This window comes from Paenibacillus sp. GM2 (assembly GCF_900069005.2).
GTDB lineage: Bacteria > Bacillota > Bacilli > Paenibacillales > Paenibacillaceae > Fontibacillus.
On record NZ_LN831279.1, the window covers coordinates 1,167,653 to 1,191,694 of the forward strand.

Genomic DNA, 24,042 nt, shown 5'->3' on the forward strand with positions numbered 1-24,042 from the left:
CAGCATAATCTGATCTGGTTAACCCGCGATGAATTGACGAATATCTCTCATCATCGTTAGAGTATCCACACCGCCATGGTTGCTGAGCAGAATAATGGTGATTCCGCCGCCTGCTTCGCGCGATATACCGGTTGAATAGCCGGTGCCGCTGCCGTTGTGGAATACAATCTTCCGGTCCGCCGTCTGATCGATCATCCATCCGTATCCATAGTTCTTATAAGAATAGGGCGTGAACAGCTTGTTCAGCGAATCCTGATTCAATAGATCGGTTGTATTTAGAGCGGCGTCCCATTTTAATAAATCATCAACAGTGGAGTATATTCCTCCGGAGCCGGGCTGTGTATAATAGGTGCCGGCAAGCGACCACTGATCGGATTTGGATACATAACCTTTGATCACCCGCGTGTGTTGATCCGCGATTCCGCTGTCTGCCATGTGAAGAGGGCCGATGAGATGGCTTTGAATGAAATCGGCGTAGCTCATGCCTGATACGAGTTCAACAATACGACCAAGCAGCATATAGCCGCTGTTGCTGTATTTAAAATCGGCACCGGGGGCAAAGGCGAGCGGCTTGCTTTTGATGGCCTCAATGGTCTGTTCTAATGTTAAACCTGCGGTACGGGGGAAATTGGAGGTCAGGCCAGACGTATGCGATAGCAGCATATGCAGCGTGATCTCGTCTCCTTGCGGAAACCCGGGGATGTACGATTCCAGCGTATCATCCAGCTGCAGCTTGCCGTCCTCAGCCAGCTTCATAACGGCAGCGGCGGTGAAGGCTTTGGTTAAGGAAGCGATTCTGGTCTGGTCACCCGGCGTGATCAGCTTGTCAGGACCGTTAAGGCCGTAGCCTTTACGCAGCAAAACTTGTCCATGATCAGCAATGAGTGCGATACCTGAAAACTGCTGGCGCACTAAATATTCCTCGGCTTTATTCGCAGCATCCGTGATGACCGTGCTATGATCCGGAAGCAGGTTGATTTGGCGAAGCGGGTTGGAAGAGGAGGTAACCTTTGCTCCCAGCGTCTCCGCAAGGGTTCGCAGCGGAACCATCGTAGCGCCATTATGCAATAGCGAAGCGGCTGGCGCCTGTAACTGAGTATAGCCATTAATAGTGAAATAACGAGTCTCCGGACGATGGTCGACAATATCCCCGTGAATCCGTATTTCGGTGGTCCGTTTGTTCTTGTTCCACTTGACCTCTGCGCCCAATTGCTCGGCTGCTTCCCGAAGCGGGACATAGGTAGTACCTTGGTAGACGAATGGGCTGGCGCTCGTCCAGGCTAACGGACTGCCACTCAGCAGGATCTCCGGGGCTGCCGTCGCTTTTGTTATCACGCTGCTCAGGGCGTAGGCAGGAGAAGCGGCTGCGGACAGCGAACCGATAAGGAGCGAGGAGATTGCAAATGGAAGTAGAATAGCGCGTCTTATAGACTTATTCATTAGGTGTCTCCTTTGTCAAATCTAGGTTGTCTATCAGACTAGCAAACCTGCCGGAAGATTTCAAGATGAACTCAACTCTCTTAATGAATTAATATAGCTATAAAATACGTAGCGACGTTGCTGCGCTGATATTTTATTTCGTAGTTATATATCGTAGGAAGATTCATTTAACAGCGCGGTTGCTCCTCCTTGAATTAGCGGCGGTTGATTTTTTTATCATAGGCTGGACTTTTTTGAACATCCTCTGCAGAGCCTGTCCCCATGCCTTTTGTCCTTCTGTCCCAGGGGCTTTGTGTATGTTACAATAGTCGTTAGAGGTGATCGTGAACGTATGTTTTTGAAACGAATTGAATTAGCAGGTTTTAAATCATTTGCCGACAAGACGGAGATGGAATTCGTCCGCGGCATTACCGCTGTAGTAGGGCCGAATGGCAGCGGGAAGAGCAATATCTCCGACGGGATTCGCTGGGTGCTTGGAGAGCAAAGCGCCAAATCCCTGCGCGGCGGTAAGATGGAGGATATCATCTTTGCCGGCAGTGATGCGCGTAAAGCGGTGAATTATGGCGAGGTTTCCCTGACACTGGACAATGGCGATCATGCCTTGCCGCTCGATTTTAGCGAGGTTACCGTAACGCGGCGGGTCCACCGCAGTGGGGAAAGTGAATATTTGATCAATAAGCAAACCTGCCGGTTAAAGGATATCACCGAGCTGTTCATGGATACCGGGATCGGGAAGGAAGCCTATTCGATTATCGGACAAGGACGGATCGAGGAGATTCTGAGTACACGTTCTGAGGATCGCCGTGGTATCTTCGAGGAGGCCTCCGGAATTGTTAAGTATAAGAACCGCAAGCGTGATGCAAAGCGGAAATTGGATGATACCGAGCAGAACCTGCTGAGAATTCACGATCTGGTCAGTGAACTGGAGGATCAAATCGGACCGTTGAAGGAGCAATCCGAGAAGGCATTAAAATATAAACAATTACGCGATTCGCTTAAAAATATAGAAATCTCCTTATATGTACATCAAATCGAGCAGATTCATGAATCGTGGAGCGTTACAAATGATAGATTGGGTGAGCTAAAAGAGGAAGAGCTTGCCTTGTCTACAGTTGTATCGGCCCATGATGCGAAGCTTGAGAGCGATCGACTGGCGCTGCGCCAGGTTGAGGACAAGATTGAGATTTTGCAGAATCAGTTGCTTGAAAATAGTGAAAAATACGAGAAGAGTGAAGGCTTTGGCGAGGTTCTGAAAGAACGAGCCAAGAACTTGACGCAGAATCGGGAGCAGCTCGAGCAATCGCTGGCTGCAAGCGAGGAGCGCTACGCACAGCGCGAAGCTGAAATGAAGCAGTTGGCTGAGAAATTTGCCGCGGCAGAGCGGCAGTTAACCGAGCTTCGTGATGAACTGCAGTCTGAGGAAGTGAAGCTGATCGGGGTTACCGGCGGGATAAGCCAAGAGCAGGAGGAAGGCCTGAAAGGCCAGCTGCTCGAGATCATGAACCAGATGGCCGGGATGCGTAATGAAATTCGCTACAATGATCAGCAGAAGGAAGCTGTGCAGCGTAGAATGCAGCGCTCGGAAGAAGAAGGAACCAAGTGGAGCGAGCAACTGGAGCAGCTCAAAGGCAAGAAGACTCTATTGGAGAATACGCTTCAGCAATTAGGGACGGAAATCGCTGATCTGCGCGGCAAGTACATTACAGAAAGTGAACGCTGCCAGTCCCTGCATCGGCTGGTTGAGGAAAGCCAGAGCGGAATCCGTAAATGGGAGCAGAAGCGTGAAGGACTCGTCTCGCGCCGCGATACGATGAAGGAGATGGAGGATGACTTTGACGGCTTTGCCCTTGGGGTTAAGGAAGTACTTAAGGCCTCACGCAAGTCGGTGCTTCATGGGGTTCATGGTGCGGTAGCTGAATTAATCCGCGTGCCAGAGAAGCTGGAAATTGCTGTCGAGACGGCGCTCGGAGCAGCGATGCAGCATATCGTCATGGAGAATGAAGCTGTATCGCGCCAGGCCATTGCATTCCTGAAGCAGCGCCAGCTGGGCAGAGCGACATTCCTGCCGCTCGATGTTATCCGCCCAAGGCAGATCTCAGCGGCGGACAAGCGGTTAATGGAGGACGCTGAAGGGTTTGTAGGCATCGGAGCTGAATTGGTAGGTTACGATTCAGCGTATAACAATATTGTTGGCAGCCTGCTTGGCAATGTAGTATTTGCCAGTGATCTGGAGCGGGCCAATAAGATGGCAGCTCGCTGCCAGTATCGCTTCCGGATCGTTACGCTGGAGGGCGACGTCGTAAATGCAGGCGGTTCGATGACCGGGGGCAGCCAGCATCGCAAGAACAGCAACCTGCTGGGACGCAAGCGCCAGCTCGATCAGCTGGCTACCGACATTCGTGAAGCCGATGACATGCTGGACAAGCTGCGCAAAGGGCTGGCTGATGTACGTGAGCAGGTAACTGCGTCGGAGCAATCGCTAGAGAAGCTGCGTGAAGCTGGAGACCATAAACGGACTGAGGAGCAGTCCGTTGCCAGCGATATGAAGCAAATTGAGCATGAATGGAGACATGTCTCCGAGCAATTCGAGCTGTATGGCCAGGAGAAAGGCCATTATCTGAAAGAGCTCGAAGAGCTGGAGCAGGCTAAAGTTCAGGCGGAAGCGAAGCTGGTTGAGCTGGAGAAGGAAGAGCAGCGTGTGCAGCAATCGATCCAGGCGGCCGAGTATGCTCGCAAAGCCAATGAATCCGCGAAGGAAGAACTTCAGGACCGCTTGACCGGACTGAAGGTTCGTGAAGGCAAGCTGGATCAGGAATGCTTCTCTATAAGAGAGCAATTGCGGCGTTCCGAGGAAGATTGCAGCATTCTCAAGCGTGAATTGGAGCAAAATCGCAGTATTTTGCAGTCGATTGTGGCAGACTTAGAGAAGAATATACATCAGAGCTCTACGCAGCGTGAAGAGCTGAATGAGTATAAATTAAAGAAGGAACGCGCCGGAGAACAGCTTGAGCTGGAGAGAGCATCACGGGTTGTGCTCGTCAAGAAGCTGTCGGATGGCGAGAATGAGACCAAAGAACAGCGTCTGGCCTTGAAGTCGGTGGAAGAGAAGCTGCGTCAGACGGAAATTCAGGCCAATCGACTTGATGTTGAGCTGGAGAATATTCTGAACAAGCTAAGCGATGATTATGAGCTGAGCTATGAGATGGCGAAGCAGCGTTATCCAATTCCGGAGGATGTACCGGCAGCGCAGGCCGAAGCGAAGGAATTGAAGCGGCAGATCACCTTGCTTGGGGAGGTTAACCTCGGGGCGATTGAAGAATACAATCGCGTCAATGAGCGTTACCAGTTCCTCACCGAGCAGAAGAATGACCTGGTCGAAGCGAAAGCGACCTTGTATCAAGTCATTCAGGAGATGGATGAAGAGATGTCAAAGCGCTTCAAGTTGACCTTTGATGCGATCAGACGCGAGTTCAGCATCGTGTTCACGAAGCTGTTTGGCGGTGGACGTGCGGACCTGCAGCTGCTCGACCCGAGCAATCTGCTTGAGACGGGCATCGATATAGTCGCTCAGCCTCCGGGCAAGAAGCTGCAGAACCTGCAGCTCCTGTCCGGGGGAGAGCGGGCGCTTACAGCGATGGCGCTGCTGTTTGCTATTTTACAGGTTAAGCCAGTTCCGTTCTGCGTGCTTGATGAGGTTGAGGCTGCGCTGGATGAAGCTAACGTTATTCGCTTCGCACAATATTTGCGCGAATTTTCCGAGCAGACGCAGTTTATCGTCGTAACGCACCGCAAGGGGACGATGGAAGAGGCGGATGTGCTCTACGGCGTGACGATGGAGGAAGGCGGCGTATCCAAGCTTGTCTCCGTGAAGCTGGATGATGAGGATACTGTAGAAATCGCCTAACATAGGTCAACCATTTTCGTAAATCGTGAATTAGATTAATATACAAACGAACTTTTTTTGAAGAAGAATGAGGAGGCAGCATATGAGTTTCTTTAAAAAACTAAAAGAGAGCATCTCTTCAAAAACCGAATCCGTAACGAAGCAATTCAAGGACGGCCTGGAAAAGACGCGGAAAGGCTTCGTGGAGAAGGTTGCCGAGCTGGTGACCCGCCACAAGAAGATCGATGAAGAGTTCTTCGAGGAATTGGAAGAAATTTTGATCGGCGCTGATGTAGGCGTGAATACAGTAATCGATTTGATCGATGATCTGCGTGTCGAAGTGAAGAAGCGGAAGATCGAAGATGCCGCAGACCTGCAGCCGATTATGTCAGAGAAGCTGATCGGGTTGCTGCGTGGGGATGAGGATAATGAGATCAAGCTCAATCCGGATGGAATTACGGTCATCCTGTTCGTTGGTGTCAATGGGGTTGGCAAGACAACAACGATCGGCAAGCTGGCGCATTACTATAAGCAGCAAGGTAAAAGCGTGCTGATGGCCGCAGGCGATACGTTCCGCGCCGGAGCAATCGAGCAGCTGGAAGTATGGGGAGAACGCGTAGGCGTCGAGGTTATCAAGCAGAGTGCCGGTTCAGACCCGGCGGCGGTCATGTTTGATGCGGTCCAAGCAGCCAAGCAGCGCGGCGTAGATATTCTTCTCTGCGATACAGCGGGCCGTCTGCAGAACAAATCGAATCTGATGGAGGAATTAAACAAAATATTCCGCGTTATTCAACGTGAAATTCCTGGAGCTCCGCATGAGGTGCTGATGGTGCTTGATGCAACGACCGGTCAAAATGCGCTCGCTCAAGCCAAGCTGTTTGGTGAGAAGAGTGGGGTTACCGGCCTGGTGTTGACCAAGCTCGATGGCACTGCCAAAGGCGGCATCGTCATCGCCATTCGTCAGGAGTTGAGTCTGCCGGTGAAGCTGGTCGGACTGGGCGAGAAGATGGAAGATTTGCAGAAATTTGATTCCGAGCAGTTTGTTCACGGTTTGTTCGCCGGATTGATTCAAGAGGAAGAAGAGACAGCGAATATCGATCAGTAAGAAGGTCAAGGAACCTTTATGGGCTAACGCCCATATTCTAAGGGTAGAATATAGATTAGATCAAAGTTCAGATAAGGAGGTGGCAAGATGGCGAATACTCATACTTACCCGCGTCGTGAAGAAGTGGCCAATGCGATCACCCACGGCATCGGCGCGATGCTTAGCTTGGCCGGGCTTGTGCTGCTCATTGTTTTCTCAAGCTTACAAGGTACGGCCTGGCATGTCGTTAGTTTTACAATTTACGGTGTCAGCATGCTGCTGCTCTACGTTTGTTCCACTTTGGTACACAGCTTCCGGGAGGGCAAGGTCAAGGATCTGTTCGAATTTTTCGATCATTCCTCGATTTACTTGTTCATCGCCGGAACCTATACCCCATTGTTATTAATAGCTGTTCGCGGGCCGCTTGGCTGGAGTCTCTTCGGGATCGTATGGGGGATTGCTTTGCTGGGGGTTCTATTCAAGGCCTTCTTCGTGAAGCGATTCCTGTTCATGTCAACGATCTTCTATTTGATTATGGGCTGGCTGATTATTGTCGCCTGGGGACCGCTAACTGCGGCGATTCCGCAGCCGGGAATCGCGCTGATTGTAACCGGCGGCATTCTGTATACATTGGGAACGATCTTTTACGTCTGGCGTATATTTCCGTATCATCATGCGATTTGGCATCTATTCGTACTGGCCGGTAGCGTAACGCATTTCTTTGCGATTTTACTCTATCTTTTGCCGCACCATTAATTTTCGAGCTTATAAATCCGCATTGCAAAAATGCTTTGGCCGCCATCAGCAAGCTGACAGGCGGCTATTTGTATTGTTATGCGTGTTCAGAAAGGCCGGTTTTCAGCACTGCAGCTTCTTCTTCCGATGTATGCTTCTTCGAAATGATTTAGTTGAATGAGTCCCTGGACTTTGTACAAACCTCTTATAAAAGAAGTTTCAATTTGCTCCTGCCGGATCAATGTTTCAGATGTTAAGGAATTTCGCTTGACAACCTTTTGCCGATTCGTTATTATAGTGAATGTTGATGCGCTGTAAAGTGTTTTTCCTTGACGGAGGGGGTGCCCAGATGAGTCAAGAAAATAAGCTTGAGAAGACCAATCGGATCAACCTGTTGTTCGATTTCTACGAAACGCTGCTCACCGAAAAGCAGCAGACGTTTCTCAAATATTATTTTTTGGATGACTTCTCCCTTGGGGAGATCGCAAGCGAATTCGGTATTAGTCGGCAGGCGGTGTATGAGCATATCAAGCGTGCCGAAGAAGTACTTGAAGCTTACGAAGAGAAGCTTGGGCTAATGCGCAAGGATGAAGAGCGCGTCAGGATGGTAGCCGAATTGAAGCGATTGATGGAACGAAGCGAGATGTCCCCGTTACATAAAGAGACGGTCATGGATTTGCTTCAGCAAGTAGAGCGATTGTAGAATTAAAGTTAAGCTAATGAGATAGAGTTTAAATAAGACAAGACAAGATGGAACGATCTTTAGGTAATATGAAGGAATGGAGGTGACGGGACAATGGCATTTGAAGGATTGACAAGCCGATTACAGAGTGTATTCAGCAAGCTTCGCGGCAAAGGCAAGGTCTCGGAAGAGGATGTTAATGAAGCGATGCGCGAAGTTCGACTCGCTTTGCTGGAAGCGGACGTTAACTTTAAAGTCGTTAAGGAATTCATCGCCAAGGTGAAGGAAAAGGCCGTTGGTAGCGAGGTGATGGAGAGCTTCACTCCGGGGATGGTCATCATCGATATCGTTAACAAGGAATTGACGGAATTGATGGGGGGCACCCAATCGAAGCTGGCCAAGAGCAATCGCCCGCCAACCGTGATCATGATGGCAGGTTTGCAAGGGGCAGGTAAGACGACAACCTCGGCCAAGCTGGCCAAGCTATTGCTTAAGGGGAATCACCGTCCGCTGCTTGTTGCGGGGGATATTTACCGCCCGGCTGCGATCAAGCAGTTGCAAGTACTCGGCGAACAGATCAAGGTGCCGGTATTTACGCTGCCAGCTGGCAACAGTCCGGTGGAGATTGCTCGTCAGGCGTTGCAGCATGCTAAGGATAACGGCAACGATTATCTGTTGATCGATACCGCAGGTCGCCTGCATATAGACGAGGAACTGATGGAAGAGCTCCGTCAGATCCATGAGGTAACAAAGCCGGATGAAGTGCTGCTCGTTGTTGATGCAATGACCGGGCAGGACGCAGTTAACGTTGCGGAGAGCTTCAATAAGCAGTTAGAGCTGACCGGTGTCGTATTGACGAAGCTGGATGGCGACACCCGCGGGGGGGCAGCATTGTCGGTCAAGGCGGTTACCGGTTGTCCGATCAAATTTGCGGCACTGGGCGAGAAGATCGATGCGCTGGAGCCTTTCCATCCGGAACGGATGGCATCGAGAATACTCGGCATGGGCGACATGCTCTCTCTGATCGAGAAGGCGCAATCCAATATCGATGCTGAGAAAGCGAAGGAAATGGAACGGAAAATGCGCAATGCGGAATTTACGTTCGATGACTTCCTTGAACAGATGGATCAAGTGAAGAAGCTCGGTCCAATCGATCAGATCCTGGATATGATTCCGGGGATGGGCAAGATGAAGCAGATGAAGGATATCAAGGTTGACGAGAAGCAGATGGGCCGAGTAGAGGCCATCGTGCACTCGATGACTATAGAAGAGAAGCAGAATCCGGACCTCATTAATCACAGCAGACGCAAGCGGATCGCTACGGGTAGCGGTACGAGCCTGGCAGATGTGAATCGCTTGATCAAGCAGTTTGATGAGATGCGCAGAGTGATGAAGCAGTTCTCGGATATGATGGGCCCTAAGGGCAAAGGCAATAAAATGATGAAACAGCTCAACAAAGCGGGTAAAGGAATGAAATTTCCGTTCCGGTAATTTCTAACGGAACTGCAGAGCGTTATTTTGGCAAAAACAGTGCTATAAAAATTTAACGAAACACCCTATCGTTATTCAGAGGAAATCCGGTCTTTGGACCCCTAATTTGCTGCAATAACGATATCCAGTTTCGTTAGCATGGAGAATAGCCCTTTTTACTGCAAATAGCGTTAACATGTTTCGTTAGAATTGAACCCGGTTATCTATAGCAGCAGGTAATCTTTAAAGGAGGTGAAATTGGTGGCAGTTCGTATTCGTTTGAAACGCATGGGTGCTCATAAAGCTCCTTTCTACCGCATCGTGGTATCGGATTCCCGTTCCCCACGTGATGGTCGCTTTATCGAAGAGATCGGTTATTACAACCCGGTTGCACAACCGGCAGTAGTAAACATCGACGAAGAAAAAGCGTTGCAATGGTTGCAAAATGGTGCTCAAGCATCTGATACAGTTCGCAATTTGCTTAGCAATGCAGGCGTAATGAAGAAATTCCATGAGTCTAAGTTGCAAAAATAGTTGCTGATTCTGGAGGGTCCCTATGGAACAATTAGTCGGCGTTATTGCGAAGGCTCTTGTTGATCATCCGGACGATGTCCGTGTGGAGGTCGTTGAGAAGGAACACCTGATTGTATATGAATTATCCGTACATCCTGATGATGTGGGGAAAGTGATTGGCAAGCAGGGGAGAATCGCCAAGGCACTCCGCACGGTTGTGGCATCGGCAGCCGTTAAGATGGATAAACGGGTTACCGTAGATATCATGTCTTAAACATATACGAAAGCGGGTTAGGAGATCCATCCTAGCCCGCTTTCGTACATGCGGCAAACATGTATGAAACGGGCACTTCTTGATGAATATAATGCTGATCCATTCAGATCAGGCATATCAGGATATAGTATTTTGCATTTGGGAGGATGTTATGTCGGATTCTTTGTTGATGGTAGGGAAGATTGTAAACACTCACGGAATTCGCGGGGAGTTGAAAGTGCTGCCGCATACCGATTTCCCGGAGGTTAGATTTGCTCCGAAGAGCAAGCTGATGATTGTGAACCCGGATAATGGCGTGATCACGGACGTGACGGTGGCATCTGCACGTCCGGTTAAGCAGATGTATGTCATCAGGTTTGATGGCTACGACAATATCAACCTGGTTGAGAAGTACAAAGGCTGTGAGCTGAGGGTGACCAAGGAAGAATCGGTCGAATTGCCGGATAATGAATATTATTTCTACGAAATTATTGGATGTCGGGTCGTCAGTGATGAAGGCGAAGAGCTTGGGGTTATTGAAGAAATCCTCCGACCAGGTGCCAACGATGTGTGGGTTGTTCAAATGCCTTCCCGCCAGCAGCTGTTACTTCCGGTAATCGATGATGTTGTACTGGATGTCGACGTGAAATCGAAGCTGGTGAAGGTTCATTTGCTGGAAGGATTGTTGTAAATGATGAGAATGGACGTTCTGACCTTATTCCCGGAAATGTTCGAGGGGGTATTCCAGAGCAGTATTCTTGGCAAGGCCAGGGATAAAGGCCTTGTAGCGCTAAATGCGATCAATTTCCGCGAGTATGCCGGCAACAAGCACGGTACAGTAGACGATACTCCATATGGCGGAGGCGGGGGGATGGTGCTGAAGCCAGATCCTATCTTTCACGCTGTGGAGGATTTGCTGGGGAGAGAAGGAACAGATTCTACCGGTAAAGCGCCGCGCATCATTCTGATGTGTCCGCAAGGGGAGACGTTCACCCAGCGTAAAGCGGAAGAGCTTGCTCAGGAGGAACATTTGATCTTCATTTGCGGTCATTATGAAGGCTATGACGAACGTATTCGAGAGCATTTGGTAACTGACGAATTATCGATTGGTGATTATGTACTGACCGGGGGAGAAATCCCGGCGATGACGGTAATCGATAGTGTTACACGGTTATTGCCGGGAGTTCTCGGCAATGAGACAAGCGCAGTAACGGATTCTTTTAGCACCGGGCTGTTAGAGTATCCTCATTATACACGGCCTGTGGAATTCAGGGGCTGGAAGGTGCCTGACATGCTGCTCAGCGGTCATCATGCCAATATTGAACTGTGGCGCCGCAGAGAAGCATTGCGCCGCACCTGGTTGCGCAGGCCCGATCTGCTTGAGCAGCTGGAGCTATCCAAGGATGACCTGGCCTGGCTCAAGAAGCTGGAGAATGAAGCTGAACAATAAGAAGAACCCTCAAGTTCCACGTCCAGTGGGGCTTGAGGGTTTTTGTTTATTTATAGTTTTTACAATGAGTTCAGATCCATCGCTTCTTTTGGCGTAATTTTATGCTCTAACAGCTCGGGCAGATTCGTCACTGAAGTAACGGTCAGACGAGGCAGCTTCATTAACGGAGCTCCCGGTTTGACGAAGTCCTGGCGGACGGTAAAGGCCATTCTGTAGCCGTTCTGCTTCAAATAATAGAGCATTTGCGTAGATACTTCTCCATAGGGGTAGGCGAGGTACGGGGTGTCAATTCCAGCCGCCTTTATTTTTTTGATATCCTTCTGTAGAAGTGTAGTATTGAGTGCAAGCGATTTGCTCTGACCGCATTTAGGAAATCCTTTCTCATGCAAGCCAAAGGTATGGCTATGGTACTCGAATACGTCCCGAGAAGCTTCGATTTCTGCGCGAGATAAGGAGCTCTTTTTGTTCGGATCAAACAATACGGTCTGCTTCTCAATTTTGCTGCCAATCATAAAGATTACAGCATGGAAACCGTATTTTTTCAGAATCGGATACGCATAGGCATAATTGTTCTGGTAACCATCATCAAAGGTGATGACAATCGATTTCTCAGGCAGTGATATTTCGCCGAGTACGTACTTTTCGAGCTCTTGCAGTGTCGCGGTATAGTACCCTTCATCATGGAGGTACTCCATATTCTCTTCAAATGCTTCCAGATTGATCACTGATTTATTCCCTGGTTCCTTGTTATCGGCCTTAGGCGTAATATAATGATACATCAGGACAGGGACCTCTTTGGCTGTACCGGGCTTAACCTCAAATCCGGCAGGGAGCTTATTCACCTTGTACGCTTTGGATCCGCTATGGGTAAGCATGAACGATTTGTCCTTAATCATTTCCCAGGAGGTGCAGGCTTTGTGGGATAACGCGTTGCTTGGGTGGGTAACCGCAAAAGAATAAACAATAATGAGTACTACTAAAATGAGTGAGCCTACTTTTACGAATCGTGCCATATTTCTCTCCTACATCTATATTTATCTATTTTTACATTCCTAATTATAATCGACACGCTTCATGATAAAGTTACAAAATTGGAATGAGCATGTAGGAATGTATTAGGAATCGAATAAAATCAAAAAAACGGCGCAAGCTCCCGGAATGAAATCCGTTCAGCTTACGCCGTTTTTGGGTTTGAATAATCTAATTAGTTTACCGTCCGATGTGCCTGAGAGTTTCGTCTTACACTGCGAGCATCTATGACTTCCCCGAACCAGATACTACCGACAAATACCACGATAGGGATCGCAAGTATTAAAGAGGCGGTTATAAGCATGCTAAGCACCCTTTCGTTTTTTTCAATATCATATCATATATCACGCAAATGCGACAATCCTTTAACGCGTTAAGGGGCTTGTCAATTATTTCATAGGCATAACATGGGGCTTGGAGCACAAGGCACTGGCTTATAATCGGCTTATCGCAGTGGACACGCAGATATGTTATGACGGATAAGTTTTATTGATCCGAAATTTGCAATGTGCTACTATAATTTTGCTTAAAGCAAGTTAGTTATCGAATAAATATTGACAAGGGCTTGAAATGGGCTGGTCTGTACGAAGAAAGATGGGATCACGATCCATGTTATGTACAGAAGTCGTTTAGGGCCTGAGAAATGGACACGCAGAGGGCCTTGGAGAATTCTTGCCAAGACCCTTCCTTCATTTATTATAGGAATAAGGTGCTGGCCGAAAGTTTTCCACCCCTTTTTGCCGAAATTTTGCACAGCGAATCCTCTTTTCTGACGGACTACAGATCCTCCGGGACTAGATCGGATAAAAGGTATGAATTCGGGAGGTGAGTGATCGTGTCTAGCCAAAAGTTTTCTTTATTCTCGATCGCCGGCAGGTTTCAATCTACACGCAGCCAGATCATAACGAGCTTTTTTGGCATTGTCGCGATCACGATGCTGAGCGCCTCTGCGATTGCCTATCCGCTGCTGTCTCAGAACATTAAGGAAACTACAGAATCATATGTTCAGGAAAGTAATCTTCTGGCATCCAACAACCTGGATGCCAAGCTGTCTGAAATTGATGAGACCTTTCAAAGAATTACTTTGGATACCGAAGTTCAATCGCTGCTCTCCAGCGCGCTGAAGGGGAAGTACGCTTCTACCGATAGGCGTTTATCTATGCAGGATGTGCTGAATCGCCAGCTGATATTTACCGACCTTGTGAGCAGCGCTGAATTATACGATATGAAGGGACAAGCTTTATATCCTCTATATAACCAGAAGCTTGGGGAGCGGATTGGCGATGAAGTCGTGTTGAATGCAACCGTTGATCCCAACCGGACGATCTGGATTCGCCCTTGGGATGAAGAAGACGGGCTGGTTGCGGTACGCCACGTCAGGCTGCTTGAGGACTGGATGGCAGGGGGATATTTGCTCTTTCACATTAATCAGAATATATTTCAGAATCAGGCGGCAACGCAGAATCAGAATGATTTTGTATACCTGGTATACGATGAAAAGGGCGAATTGCTTAACGATACTTCCGGATTGCCAAAGGCTAAGCTTAGCGATTTCAGGGAGGAAGAACGATCAAAGTGGCAGGGTGATTTCTATTATCCGATGATTCATACTTCAGCAGAGACGGGTTGGACGATGGTTAGCCTTGTGCCTGCGGCAAAGATCGAGCGGCCGGTGCAGCTGCTCCGCAGTGTGCTGCTTGTCTCGGGAGCGATTGGCGTCGGGACGGCATTAGTCTTGTCAATTGTGCTCTCGCTGCTGATTACCCGCCCGCTTAATCATGTTCGAAGAGTGATGAAGTATTCACAGAGGGGTGAATTTCAGGCCAACGAAGTCATTTACTTCAACAGGGAGGTCAATGAGTTGAACCGGACTTACAACAAAATGGTCGACCGGATTCAATTTCTGATTAACGAGGTTTATGAAAAAGAGCGCTTAACCAATATATCGAAGATTAAGGCATTGCAGGCGCAAATCAATCCCCATTTTTTATTTAACACCTTGGAGGCGCTAAATTGGCAGCTGCGCAACAAGGACGATGATGAGTCCGCGGATCTGATCGTCTCCCTATCTGATCTGTTCCGCTATACCTCAGGCCGCTCCTTCAAGAGCGATAGCGCCTTTCTGACGGAAGAACTGCAGCATGTGGAGCGTTACCTGAAGCTGATGCAGCTGCGGCTGCAGGAACGTCTCGAATATTCCATCGAGGTGGAGACAGGGATTGGAGGATACAGAGTCCCCAGATTGCTCCTGCAACCCATCGTTGAAAATGCGGTATATCACGGGGCGGAAGTCCGGAATGAGACCAGCCGGATTTCTGTTCACGTGCGTTCTCTGGACGATATTCTGCAAATTGTCGTGTGGAATAGCGGTCCGGTGATTCCCTCCGAACGCTTGAAAGAGATCCGTGAGCACCTGGACGGTCCGGAGGCGGCAACCGAGGGCGACATCGGCATGGGCTTATCCAATGTCCATGAACGGATCAAGCTGATGTACGGGCATGAGTATGGACTTTTGCTGGACAGTGATCCAAGTAACGGTACGCAGGTTACGCTGAAGCTCCCCTATTACCGGAAGGAGGTCTCTGAATGATTCCCAAAGTGCTGATTGTTGAGGATGAGCCGCTTACAAGCAAAGGAATTTTGCGTACGCTGCAAAAATGGAATCCTCATGAATATGAATACATCACTGTTTATAATGGTCAGGAGGCTGCGGCTCTGCTGCAAACCGACGGCTATGTTCTGATCATTACCGATATTCGCATGCCGGTTATGAACGGCATTGAGCTGCTGGAGGAAGTCAAACGGGCAGAACTGAAGGTAGCGACGATCGTCCTATCCGCTCACTCTGACTTTGAATATGTGCGCTCCGCCCTGGTTCTTGGAGCCGTTGATTATGTGCTGAAGCCGATTGATCCCCGGCAATTGGTTGAAGCGGTAGAACGGGGGCTGGCCAGCCAACAGGAGAGAAAAAAAGATTTGCTGGGCCGGAGGATTGTACAGGACGAAGGGGAATGGCTGGAGAAATGGAGTTGCGGAACCAGGAACACGGTTGTCCTGAGTGCGATCGAATTCATCGAGGACCATTTGGGGGAAACGATCGGAATCCAGGATGTCGCTGCGGAGGTTCATTTAAATCCGAATTATTTCAGTTCATTATTTAAGGAAGAGACCGGGCTTACCTTCAGTGATTTTGTGACAAAGCGCCGGATTCTGGAGGGCAAGCGTATGCTGGCGCAGACAGATCTCAAGATTTATATGATCGCTGAAAAGGTTGGTTACCAGACATCCAAGTATTTTACAAAGGTGTTCCATGATTTAGAGGGGATTACTCCCAAGCAATATCGTGCGAGTATTCGTGAGGATCGCCAGTAATGGCGGTTTTTTTTTGCCCATGTAAAAGAATCCTCTCGCCGCTTTAAGCGGAAGTGAGCATTTTGGTATATTTCCTGATGGCTGCGCCTTACTTGCCCGCTGGCAGGAAATCTATAATGAGATTATGAAAGCGATAACATTTAGAGGGGGAAGACATAATGAAAAAGTTGCTGGCGCTGCTGTTATCTATGGGATTGGTTCTAACCGCTTGCGGGGGAGGACAGCAGGATACAGGGAAATCATCCGGTGGACAAGCTGCTGACAAACCGAAGGAACTGACGGTGTGGCTGTCCGATTCGGAGACAAAGCTGAGAGAGGCGATGCAGTCAAGCGTTGATGCCTTCCATGAGAGCCAGAACGAGGTCAAAGTCAAGGTAGAATACATGGATGACGAAGCGCTTAAGACAAAGATTAAGGTTGCCGGTGCAGGCGGACAAATGCCGGATGTCTTTAACTATTGGTCGGGCGAACAGTTTAACAGCATGGTAAGAGCCGGTGTCATCGCGGATATTTCGGATGAGATTTTGCGGGATCAGGCGTTTATCGACCATTTCTCGGCAGGGGCGCTGGATGCCGGTAAGGTGGACGGGAAGCTGTACAGCATTGCCGCCGGCTCGTCCAATGTTATGTTCTATTACAACAAAAAGATCTTTGCGGAAAATGATATAGCCGTTCCGGCAACCTGGGGCGAGCTTATCAGTGCCGTTGGCAAATTGCAGGATGCCGGAGTAACTCCTATCGCTGTCGGAGCTAAGGATCGTTGGCCGCTGCTGTTCTACTTCGCTTATCTTTCCAATCGCATAGGAGGGACCGAGCCGTTTATGCATGCGGTGACGAACGAGGGGGATTTTACGGACCCTTCTTTTGTGGAGGCTGGCGAGAAGCTGCGAGAATTGGCAAAAGCGGGAGCCTTTGGCGATGGTTTTCTGGGGATGGCCTCAGCGCAATCGGACGCGGCATTTCAAACTGGAAAAGCGGCGATGATCCTGATGGGCGACTGGTCCATTGGCACCTATGCGGACGCCGGAATTGATTTGGGCTACTTCCCATTCCCGGCCGTGGAGAACGGAAAGGGAGATGCCTCGCTGATGCATGGTGGATTCGGGGGGATCTATGCCGTATCGGCCTCTGCTGATCAAGATGCGGCAACAAAGTTTCTGAAGTTCATTATGACGCCTGAGCAGCGCAAAAATTATGTGATTGCGGTGGGCTCTCCTTCCTCCGTAAAAGTGAATTTGGAGGACTCGGACATTAACCCGATCGTAGCGGATTATTTGTCTAATGTCGGCAGTATAGCCTCAGGCTATTTTCCGTATTTTGACCAGGCTATCGATGCCAGACGGGCTGAGCAAATCCTGAACGCGGTCGTCTCAATTGTTGCTGGTGCTCCGGATATTGCGGCAGAGCTGGCTAAAATCAAATAAACTGTTGAAATCGGCGGTATTTCCGCAGGCCGGAAATACCGCTTCATTTCAACCTAGAGGTGAGAATAGGATGGAGAACCGCAAACAACGCTGGATCAGCCGGATCATTTTCATATCGCCGGCATTGGCTATATTTAGTATTTTTCTGCTTATTCCAATTTTATTAAGCCTATACTACAGCTTTTTCTCATGGGATGGACTGAATCCGATGGAGTTCTCGGGAATTCACAATTTTATATCCATGTTCCAGGACAGCTTGCTGATGAAAGCTGTAAAGCATTCGTTCATTTTGACATTTTGGGCGCTTATTATTCAGCTGCCGATCGGACTATTATTGGCTGTAATGCTTTCTTCGGAGAGGTTGTTTGGACGAAGATTGTTTAAGACGGTTTATTTTATGCCCGTAATTTTGTCCACATCGGTCCTTGGTGTGTTATGGGGCTTGATTTACGAGCCCAATATCGGGCTGCTTAACAATCTGCTCGATTTTTTGGGGCTGGGGAATTTGCAGCACGTTTGGCTGGGCGATGAGACGACGGCGCTTGGGGCGATTGCCCTAGTGGTTGGATGGCAGTATATCGGGTTCTATATGATCTTGTTCCTGGCCGGACTTCAAGGCGTGCCTGATGAGATCATCGAAGCTGCCGACCTGGACGGAGCGTCCAAGTTCCGTATTCTGTGGAATATTCGCATCCCCCTCATCCGGCATGTAATCTCCTTTGCGATTATCAATTGCGTTGTGGGCTCTCTTAAATACTTCGATCTGATCTATATTATGACAAGCGGCGGTCCAAACAACTCAACAGAGGTGATTGCTTCAGTTATGTTCAAGCAGGCTTTCCGCTTTTCCGATTTCGGATACGCCAGCTCCATTTCTATGCTGCTGCTGTTGATGGGATTGCTGTTTGCCTTCGCCCTGTCGAAGCTATTCAAGAGCGAGCCGGTTCAATATTAAGGAGGCCGTCATGATAAAGAAAATTCCGACTTACTTATTTTTGATCCTCATGCTGCTGTTAACCGGATATCCGTTTCTATGGATGTTCATTTCCTCTTTTAAGACGAATATCGAGTTCTTTGACAACCCGTGGGGGCTTCCGAAGACCTGGGTTGTGGAGAATTACACCAATGCTTGGGAGAACGGAATTCAGAACTATTTATTGAACAGCCTAATCGTGACATTCGTTACAGTCGTCGGGACGCTTCTCACCGCGGCTATGATTTCGTTCATTCTGGCACGGCGTCCATTTAAAGGTTCCGGCCTGCTGTTATCCTTATTTGTCACCGGAATCATTATCCCTTTTCACAGCACCTTAATTCCGTTGTTTCTGATTATGCAGAAGCTGCATTTGTTGAATACGCGCTTCTCATTGTATCTGCCGTATATAGCGTTCAGCTTGCCTGTGGCCGTCTTTTTGCTGTACGGTTTCTTTAAGCAGCTGCCAAAAGAGCTGGAGGAGGCGGCGCTTATCGACGGCTCAGGTATTTACCGCATGTTTTTTCAAATATTCCTCCCCTTGAGCCGGGCTATTCTGGCGACGGTGGCGATTTTGGCGGCAATCAATGCCTGGAATGAGTTTATGCTGGCTTTGGTATTCCTGTCGGATAACACCATTCAGACGCTTCCGATCGGTCTAATGTCTTTCCAGGGCGCGTTTACAACCGATTACGCAGGGTTGTCAGCGGCGCTTGTCATGTCCGCTCTGCCCGTCATCCTGCTGTACGTCCTGTTCCAGGAGAATGTGACCAAAGGGCTGACAGCCGGTGCTGTGAAAGGATAAAATCGCAAGGCACCGTTTACAGGAGCCGGGATTGTTCATACAGCAGGGAAGGATGCTGTCTAGGGAGAGCAGAATGATTATTGCTGCTCCGCTGGCTCGACTTCGGCCAGTCTGGGGGATCATGGAAAACAGGGAGGACGGCGGTGGCCTAATTGTCAAAGCAAAGTAAGCAATAACTTCTTGCGATGCCTAGTTATCTGTGATATTATTATGTTTGTTGTGAAATCGGTGGTCCGCTGCGGATGATGAAGGAAAACAAGAGAGTTTCCGGAAGAGGCATGAACACCTGAGTGGAAGGAGGGAGTCATAGATGAATATCGTACAAGCGATTACGCAAGAACAACTTCGCAAGGATATTCCGAGCTTTCGTCCTGGTGACACTTTAAAAGTGTTCGTTAAGGTTATCGAGGGATCTCGTGAACGTATCCAGTTGTTTGAAGGTGTTGTAATTAAGCGCCGTGGTGGTGGAATCAGCGAAACTTTTACAGTTCGTAAAATTTCGAATGGTGTAGGTGTGGAAAGAACTTTCCCGCTTCATTCCCCAAAACTCGATAGAATCGAAGTGGCTCGCCGTGGTAAAGTGCGTCGTGCGAAGCTGTACTATCTTCGTGAACTTCGCGGTAAAGCAGCGAGAATTAAAGAAATACGTCGTTAATTGGGTTAACGATAAGGGGGGGCTTGTGTGTTTACTCAAGCTCCCTTTCTATATTTATAAAAGGCTATATAGTGCTGCATACTATATATGACAAGGAGAGATTGCGATCCATGGAACAGCATATTCATGCGGAGGATTCCCAAAAGCCGCCCCAAGAACATAAGAGCGAGGCAATGGAGTGGATCAAGGCCATCGTGATCGCTGTCGTATTAGTATTATTGATCCGATGGCTGTTGTTTGCTCCATTTATTGTCGACGGCCCTTCAATGCATCCGAATTTCTATACTGGCGAGAGAATTATCGTCAACAAGATCGTATATGATTTCCGTGCGCCGAAGCACAGTGAGGTTGTCGTCTTCCATGTTCCATCGGAGGGACGTGATTTCATTAAGCGCGTAATCGGTGTGCCGGGCGATACCGTCAAGGTTGATGGGGATACCATTACGGTCAACGGTAAAGCGATCGAGGAGCCTTATATTCAGGAAGCGCTGGATGAGAAGCATAAAAATAACCAACTCTACAATATTGAAAAAAACTTCCCTAATGAGCAATTTCCGGACGGAAAAGTTCCGGAGGGCTATGTGTTTGTACTTGGCGACAATCGCTCGAATAGTACGGATAGCCGTTCGATCGGGTTTATACCGTTCAAAGATATTATCGGCCGGGCGGATCTTGTATTCTGGCCTGTAAAAGATATCAAAATGATCGGTCACTAATTTCGAAAGTAAAGATGTGCTCGGGAAAATTGAGGTGATACGAATGACGATTCAATGGTTTCCCGGACATATGACCAAGGCTCGCCGGCAGATTCAGGAGAAGCTTAAGCTTATCGATGTGGTGATCGAGCTGTTGGATGCAAGGTTGCCGATGTCCAGCAGAAATCCGATGATCGATGAAATCCTGCAGGGTAAGCCGCGTTTGATTGTATTGAACAAAGCCGATCTGGCAGATCCCGGCGTAACGAAGCAATGGCTGGAAGTGTTCAAGCAAGAAGGGCATCTCGCTGTTGCTGTTGATGCATACAGCGGTCAAGGGATTAAAGAAATCCCTGTGCTGGCCAAAGAACTGTTGAAAGAAAAGCTGGAGAAGCAACGGGCAAAAGGCATGAATCCACGTGCGGTCCGTGCCCTGATCGTAGGGATTCCTAATGTAGGGAAATCTACGCTGATTAACCGATTGGCGGGGCGGAACATTGCGGCTACTGGAGATCGCCCTGGCGTTACCAAGGGTCAGCAGTGGATCAAGGTAGGGACCGATATGGAGCTGCTCGATACTCCGGGTATCCTCTGGCCGAAATTTGAGGATCAGAATGTAGGTTATCGCCTGGCGGTAACTGGAGCAATTCGTGAAGAAATATTGAATGTGGAAGACATCGCTTTTTTTGGCGTTAAATATTTAGTTAAGTATTATTGGGGACCCTTCTCCAGTCGCTTCGAGTTGAAGGAGCAGCCTGAAAATCCGGACAATCCGGATGAGATTGTAGCGGTGATGGAGGCTGTAGGGCGCAAGCGCGGCTGTATCGTTAGCGGCGGGCGTGTTGATTTGGAGAAAGCCTCGGGAATACTGCTGCGCGAGCTGCGTGCAGGCAAGCTGGGAAGATATTCAATGGAAGCACCATATTAAGAAATAGGTCAGATTGAATACCATGCAATTCATGCTCGGTTATAATCCTTCCGGGATAGTCTTAAGGCTCCCGGAGGGATTTTTTGTGCGCTTGGATTTCAGATAAAAGAAAATCGGCCATCAGGAAAAAATTTCATCCCTAGGGATCGCTTAATTTAGACGTCGTTCTACCGATAAATAGTATATAGTGTTCTTAGAGCTTCATAGAGGGACAGGATGTGTAGGGCCGCCCCTCATCATAGAATATCAGGCGCTGTTGTCGGGGAGATCGGGGAGAAATGATGAGTCATTTACTGAAATACGAACAGGAATATTGGGAATTGTCTTATCAGAACATTGCAGGTGTTGATGAAGTAGGTCGGGGTTGTCTGTTTGGTGATGTAGTTGCGGCTGCGGTGATCTTGCCGCAGGGGCTCGTGCTGGAGGATGTTGATGATTCCAAGAAGCTGAGTGCCAAGAAGCGAGAGTATTTATACGACGTGATTATGGAACAGGCCGTGGCTGTTGGAGTAGGTTATGTAGATGCTCCAACCATCGACCAGATTAATATTAAACAGGCCGCACGCCTGGCGATGAAGCAGGCGGTGAGTCAATTGAGCGTCAAGCCGGATATGCTGTTGATTGATGCGGAGAAGATCGATCTTGATATTCCGCAGCTGGCTATCATTAAAGGCGATGCGACAAGCCAATCGATTGCAGCTGCATCGATTGTCGCCAAGGTGACGCGGGACAGGCTTTGTCAGGGAGAATGGGATGTAAGGTATCCCGAATACGGAATTGCAGTACATAAGGGTTATGCTACGAAGCTGCATCGGGAGCAAATTATGGCTTTGGGCCCAACGCCGATGCACCGTCGAAGCTTTTTGCGAAACTTGCTGATCGAAGAACAGACGTTGTTCTGATTAACCCGCCAAGTCAGGCGGGTTTTCCGTATCGTCTAACGAAACTACAGATCGTTATTTCCGCAAAAAAAGCGGTTAATAAAATCTAACGAAACACCGTATCGTTATTTGGGAGAATTCAGGACGTTAAGCGCCGAATTAGCTTAAATAACGATACCCAGTTTCGTTAGAATTTTTAGAGGCCCAATTCAGTGGAAATAGCGATATGACGTTTCCTTAGAGATCAAAGCCATTCAAAAGTTCGCTTTTCAGCACCGAAGTTTATGGTTCCGATAGGCGTTTTCTGCGAAATGCTTCAGTTGGACGAAGCCAGGAGTTGAGGGGCAGAGCGTATACAGTATGTACGGGAGCGCCTTGGGATGTTTCCGAAGGAACATGACCTCATAAGCATTTGCACAGGCACATAGTGAATTCAGTTCAAGATTCAATTTTGAATAGCTCCATGATTTACTTCGTGTTAGATTTAGAATTTATAAGTTAAATCTATGCTGATGAAATTCCATATCGCAAGAAAATCTGCCACTGAATCGCGGTCGATCATCCGTGAATGGGTTTTGATTGTTTTTGTTATCAAAAATAAACGATTTGAACTACATATAACTAGGGTTGGGAGGGAAGCTGATGAATATAGGACCTCTGCTGAGAAGTGTGCTGGGGGATGCACGTCCCGGAGAGCCGCGCTCGTTAGAGCTTAAGGCCGGACAGGTCGTACGCGGAACGGTGCTTAGCGTATCCGAGGATGGACAGGAAGCGGTGATTCAGGTGCAGGGGGTTAAGCTCCATGCCACGTTAGAAACCCCGCTGCAGCAAGGCCAAACGACGCTATTGCAAGTACAGCCGCAGTTTCAGGATGGCCAAATGGTGCTTAAGCCAATCAACCCGCCAGTCACGACGGGGTTGTCTTCCTCCTCGCTTGCCGGATTATTAAGTGAATTCGGGCTGGAGAATACGGCGGTAAACCGTGATCTGATCCAATCGATGCAGGCGAGCGGAATACCTCTGACTAAGGAAAATATCACTCAACTGCTAAGTCTGGCGGCATTAAAACCATCTTCGGTACCGTTATCGGAATGGGTTCAGGCCGCTGGAATTGCGTTGAACCGGGGGTTGCCTTTGACTGGAGAGACGGTGGGCAGCTTGCATCAAGCGATTTTTGGTCCGCCCCTGCACGTGCTTTTGTCGAATTTGGAGGAGCAGCTGGCAGCATTTATAGCAGGAGGCCGCTTGAATGTACCAGGGCAAACGGCTGGTCAAGCGCCAGGCGTTCAAATGCCGATGCTCGCTGGAACGCAAGCGGAAAATTTGGGAGCTGCGCAGTTGACAGCAAACGCTGCGGTTCCTAACCACATAACATCAACCTTTGGTGCTTCCGCTTCCTCTATTGGAGGATGGAATACAGCTGGGGCAGGTTCGGCGGGACCGATACAAGGGAACGGAGCTGTCGGTGCGGATGAAGCCGTGATAAACCCGGCTTCATTAAATTCCCAGACCGCAAGGGATGGCGGCGGAAAGGCAATTCCTGTTCCGGCTTCTTCCTTGCCGATGGCCGATGGTTTCTTGGCATCCACGGGGCAGGGAGCCGCTGCCCAAGCGACGGATGCTCTGCTTGGCAAACTGCAGAGCTTGTTGACGCAGCTGCGCGCTACGCTAGCGCAGGATGCCATTGCCTTGTCCGGCAGGGGACAAGGCGATGCACAGCCGACCGCGGCGGAGCGCGCGGTTGGCCTTGCCGCAGGCGCAAGCACGGGT

General features: G+C 48.9%; 20 protein-coding genes and 1 pseudogene. 19 read left to right on the plus strand and 2 right to left on the minus strand.

Annotation, left to right across the window (positions count from 1 at the left end; translation table 11 throughout):
- Positions 1 to 18 precede the first annotated feature (18 nt).
- Entirely contained in the window at positions 19 to 1,440 is a 1,422-nt protein-coding gene (locus tag BN1360_RS15035) for a serine hydrolase domain-containing protein (protein ID WP_068780667.1), read from the minus strand.
- A 331-nt stretch (positions 1,441 to 1,771) separates the two neighbouring features.
- Between BN1360_RS15035 and smc the strand changes: the two genes are divergently transcribed.
- The 9 genes from smc to trmD all read left to right on the plus strand — a co-directional run bounded on the left by smc (position 1,772) and on the right by trmD (position 11,510).
- Complete coding sequence (smc, locus tag BN1360_RS15040; RefSeq protein ID WP_068780668.1) at positions 1,772 to 5,344, plus strand: chromosome segregation protein SMC; 3,573 nt, start codon at positions 1,772 to 1,774, stop codon at positions 5,342 to 5,344.
- Positions 5,345 to 5,426: 82 nt separating this feature from the next.
- Positions 5,427 to 6,428 (plus strand): signal recognition particle-docking protein FtsY, encoded by a 1,002-nt coding sequence (gene ftsY, locus BN1360_RS15045; protein ID WP_068780669.1) that lies wholly within the window; start codon positions 5,427 to 5,429, stop codon positions 6,426 to 6,428.
- A gap of 87 nt (positions 6,429 to 6,515) precedes the next feature.
- Positions 6,516 to 7,163 carry a PAQR family membrane homeostasis protein TrhA gene (trhA, locus tag BN1360_RS15050; protein WP_068780670.1) on the plus strand — a complete coding sequence of 216 codons (648 nt, stop codon included), beginning with the start codon at positions 6,516 to 6,518 and terminating at the stop codon, positions 7,161 to 7,163.
- Between the two features lie 328 nt (positions 7,164 to 7,491).
- Entirely contained in the window at positions 7,492 to 7,845 is a 354-nt protein-coding gene (locus tag BN1360_RS15055; protein WP_068780671.1) for a putative DNA-binding protein, read from the plus strand.
- A 93-nt stretch (positions 7,846 to 7,938) separates the two neighbouring features.
- The gene (gene ffh, locus BN1360_RS15060) at positions 7,939 to 9,315 is read left to right on the plus strand and encodes a signal recognition particle protein (protein ID WP_068780672.1); all 1,377 of its coding nucleotides are present in this window, start codon (positions 7,939 to 7,941) and stop codon (positions 9,313 to 9,315) included.
- Between the two features lie 240 nt (positions 9,316 to 9,555).
- Positions 9,556 to 9,828 carry a 30S ribosomal protein S16 gene (rpsP, locus tag BN1360_RS15065; RefSeq protein WP_068780673.1) on the plus strand — a complete coding sequence of 91 codons (273 nt, stop codon included), beginning with the start codon at positions 9,556 to 9,558 and terminating at the stop codon, positions 9,826 to 9,828.
- A 22-nt stretch (positions 9,829 to 9,850) separates the two neighbouring features.
- On the plus strand, positions 9,851 to 10,081 hold the full coding sequence (locus tag BN1360_RS15070; protein WP_068780674.1) for a KH domain-containing protein: 231 nt from the start codon (positions 9,851 to 9,853) through the stop codon (positions 10,079 to 10,081).
- Between the two features lie 151 nt (positions 10,082 to 10,232).
- Positions 10,233 to 10,751, plus strand: coding sequence for a ribosome maturation factor RimM (rimM, locus tag BN1360_RS15075; RefSeq protein WP_068780675.1), 519 nt, complete (start codon positions 10,233 to 10,235; stop codon positions 10,749 to 10,751).
- A 3-nt stretch (positions 10,752 to 10,754) separates the two neighbouring features.
- On the plus strand, positions 10,755 to 11,510 hold the full coding sequence (gene trmD / locus BN1360_RS15080) for a tRNA (guanosine(37)-N1)-methyltransferase TrmD (RefSeq protein WP_068780695.1): 756 nt from the start codon (positions 10,755 to 10,757) through the stop codon (positions 11,508 to 11,510).
- 59 nt (positions 11,511 to 11,569) lie between these two features.
- On the opposite strand, the gene BN1360_RS15085 is transcribed toward trmD, so the two are convergent.
- A complete protein-coding gene (locus tag BN1360_RS15085) occupies positions 11,570 to 12,523 on the minus strand; it encodes a polysaccharide deacetylase family protein (protein WP_068780676.1) in 954 nt (317 codons plus the stop codon).
- A gap of 851 nt (positions 12,524 to 13,374) precedes the next feature.
- Here BN1360_RS15085 and BN1360_RS15090 point away from each other — a divergent pair.
- From BN1360_RS15090 to BN1360_RS15135, 10 genes and pseudogenes are all read left to right on the plus strand, one after another.
- Positions 13,375 to 15,129, plus strand: coding sequence for a cache domain-containing sensor histidine kinase (locus tag BN1360_RS15090; RefSeq protein ID WP_068780678.1), 1,755 nt, complete (start codon positions 13,375 to 13,377; stop codon positions 15,127 to 15,129).
- Positions 15,126 to 15,911: a response regulator transcription factor gene (locus tag BN1360_RS15095; protein WP_068780679.1), complete on the plus strand. Its 786-nt coding sequence runs from the start codon at positions 15,126 to 15,128 to the stop codon at positions 15,909 to 15,911. Before BN1360_RS15090 ends, BN1360_RS15095 begins: the two co-directional genes overlap by 4 nt.
- Positions 15,912 to 16,069: 158 nt before the next feature.
- Positions 16,070 to 17,335, plus strand: a complete 1,266-nt coding sequence (locus BN1360_RS15100) for an ABC transporter substrate-binding protein (RefSeq protein WP_068780680.1) — start codon at positions 16,070 to 16,072, stop codon at positions 17,333 to 17,335.
- A gap of 70 nt (positions 17,336 to 17,405) precedes the next feature.
- Positions 17,406 to 18,290, plus strand: a complete 885-nt coding sequence (locus BN1360_RS15105; RefSeq protein WP_068780681.1) for a carbohydrate ABC transporter permease — start codon at positions 17,406 to 17,408, stop codon at positions 18,288 to 18,290.
- A gap of 10 nt (positions 18,291 to 18,300) precedes the next feature.
- Positions 18,301 to 19,113, plus strand: coding sequence for a carbohydrate ABC transporter permease (locus BN1360_RS15110; protein ID WP_068780682.1), 813 nt, complete (start codon positions 18,301 to 18,303; stop codon positions 19,111 to 19,113).
- 310 nt (positions 19,114 to 19,423) lie between these two features.
- Positions 19,424 to 19,768, plus strand: a complete 345-nt coding sequence (gene rplS, locus BN1360_RS15115) for a 50S ribosomal protein L19 (RefSeq protein WP_068780683.1) — start codon at positions 19,424 to 19,426, stop codon at positions 19,766 to 19,768.
- Between the two features lie 110 nt (positions 19,769 to 19,878).
- Positions 19,879 to 20,484 carry a signal peptidase I gene (lepB, locus tag BN1360_RS15120; protein WP_068780684.1) on the plus strand — a complete coding sequence of 202 codons (606 nt, stop codon included), beginning with the start codon at positions 19,879 to 19,881 and terminating at the stop codon, positions 20,482 to 20,484.
- Positions 20,485 to 20,527: 43 nt separating this feature from the next.
- A complete protein-coding gene (gene ylqF, locus BN1360_RS15125) occupies positions 20,528 to 21,391 on the plus strand; it encodes a ribosome biogenesis GTPase YlqF (protein WP_068780685.1) in 864 nt (287 codons plus the stop codon).
- Between the two features lie 281 nt (positions 21,392 to 21,672).
- Positions 21,673 to 22,293, plus strand: a complete 621-nt coding sequence (locus BN1360_RS15130) for a ribonuclease HII (protein WP_068780696.1) — start codon at positions 21,673 to 21,675, stop codon at positions 22,291 to 22,293.
- Positions 22,294 to 22,914: 621 nt separating this feature from the next.
- Positions 22,915 to 24,042, plus strand: a pseudogene (locus BN1360_RS15135) (hypothetical protein); the annotation flags it as partial.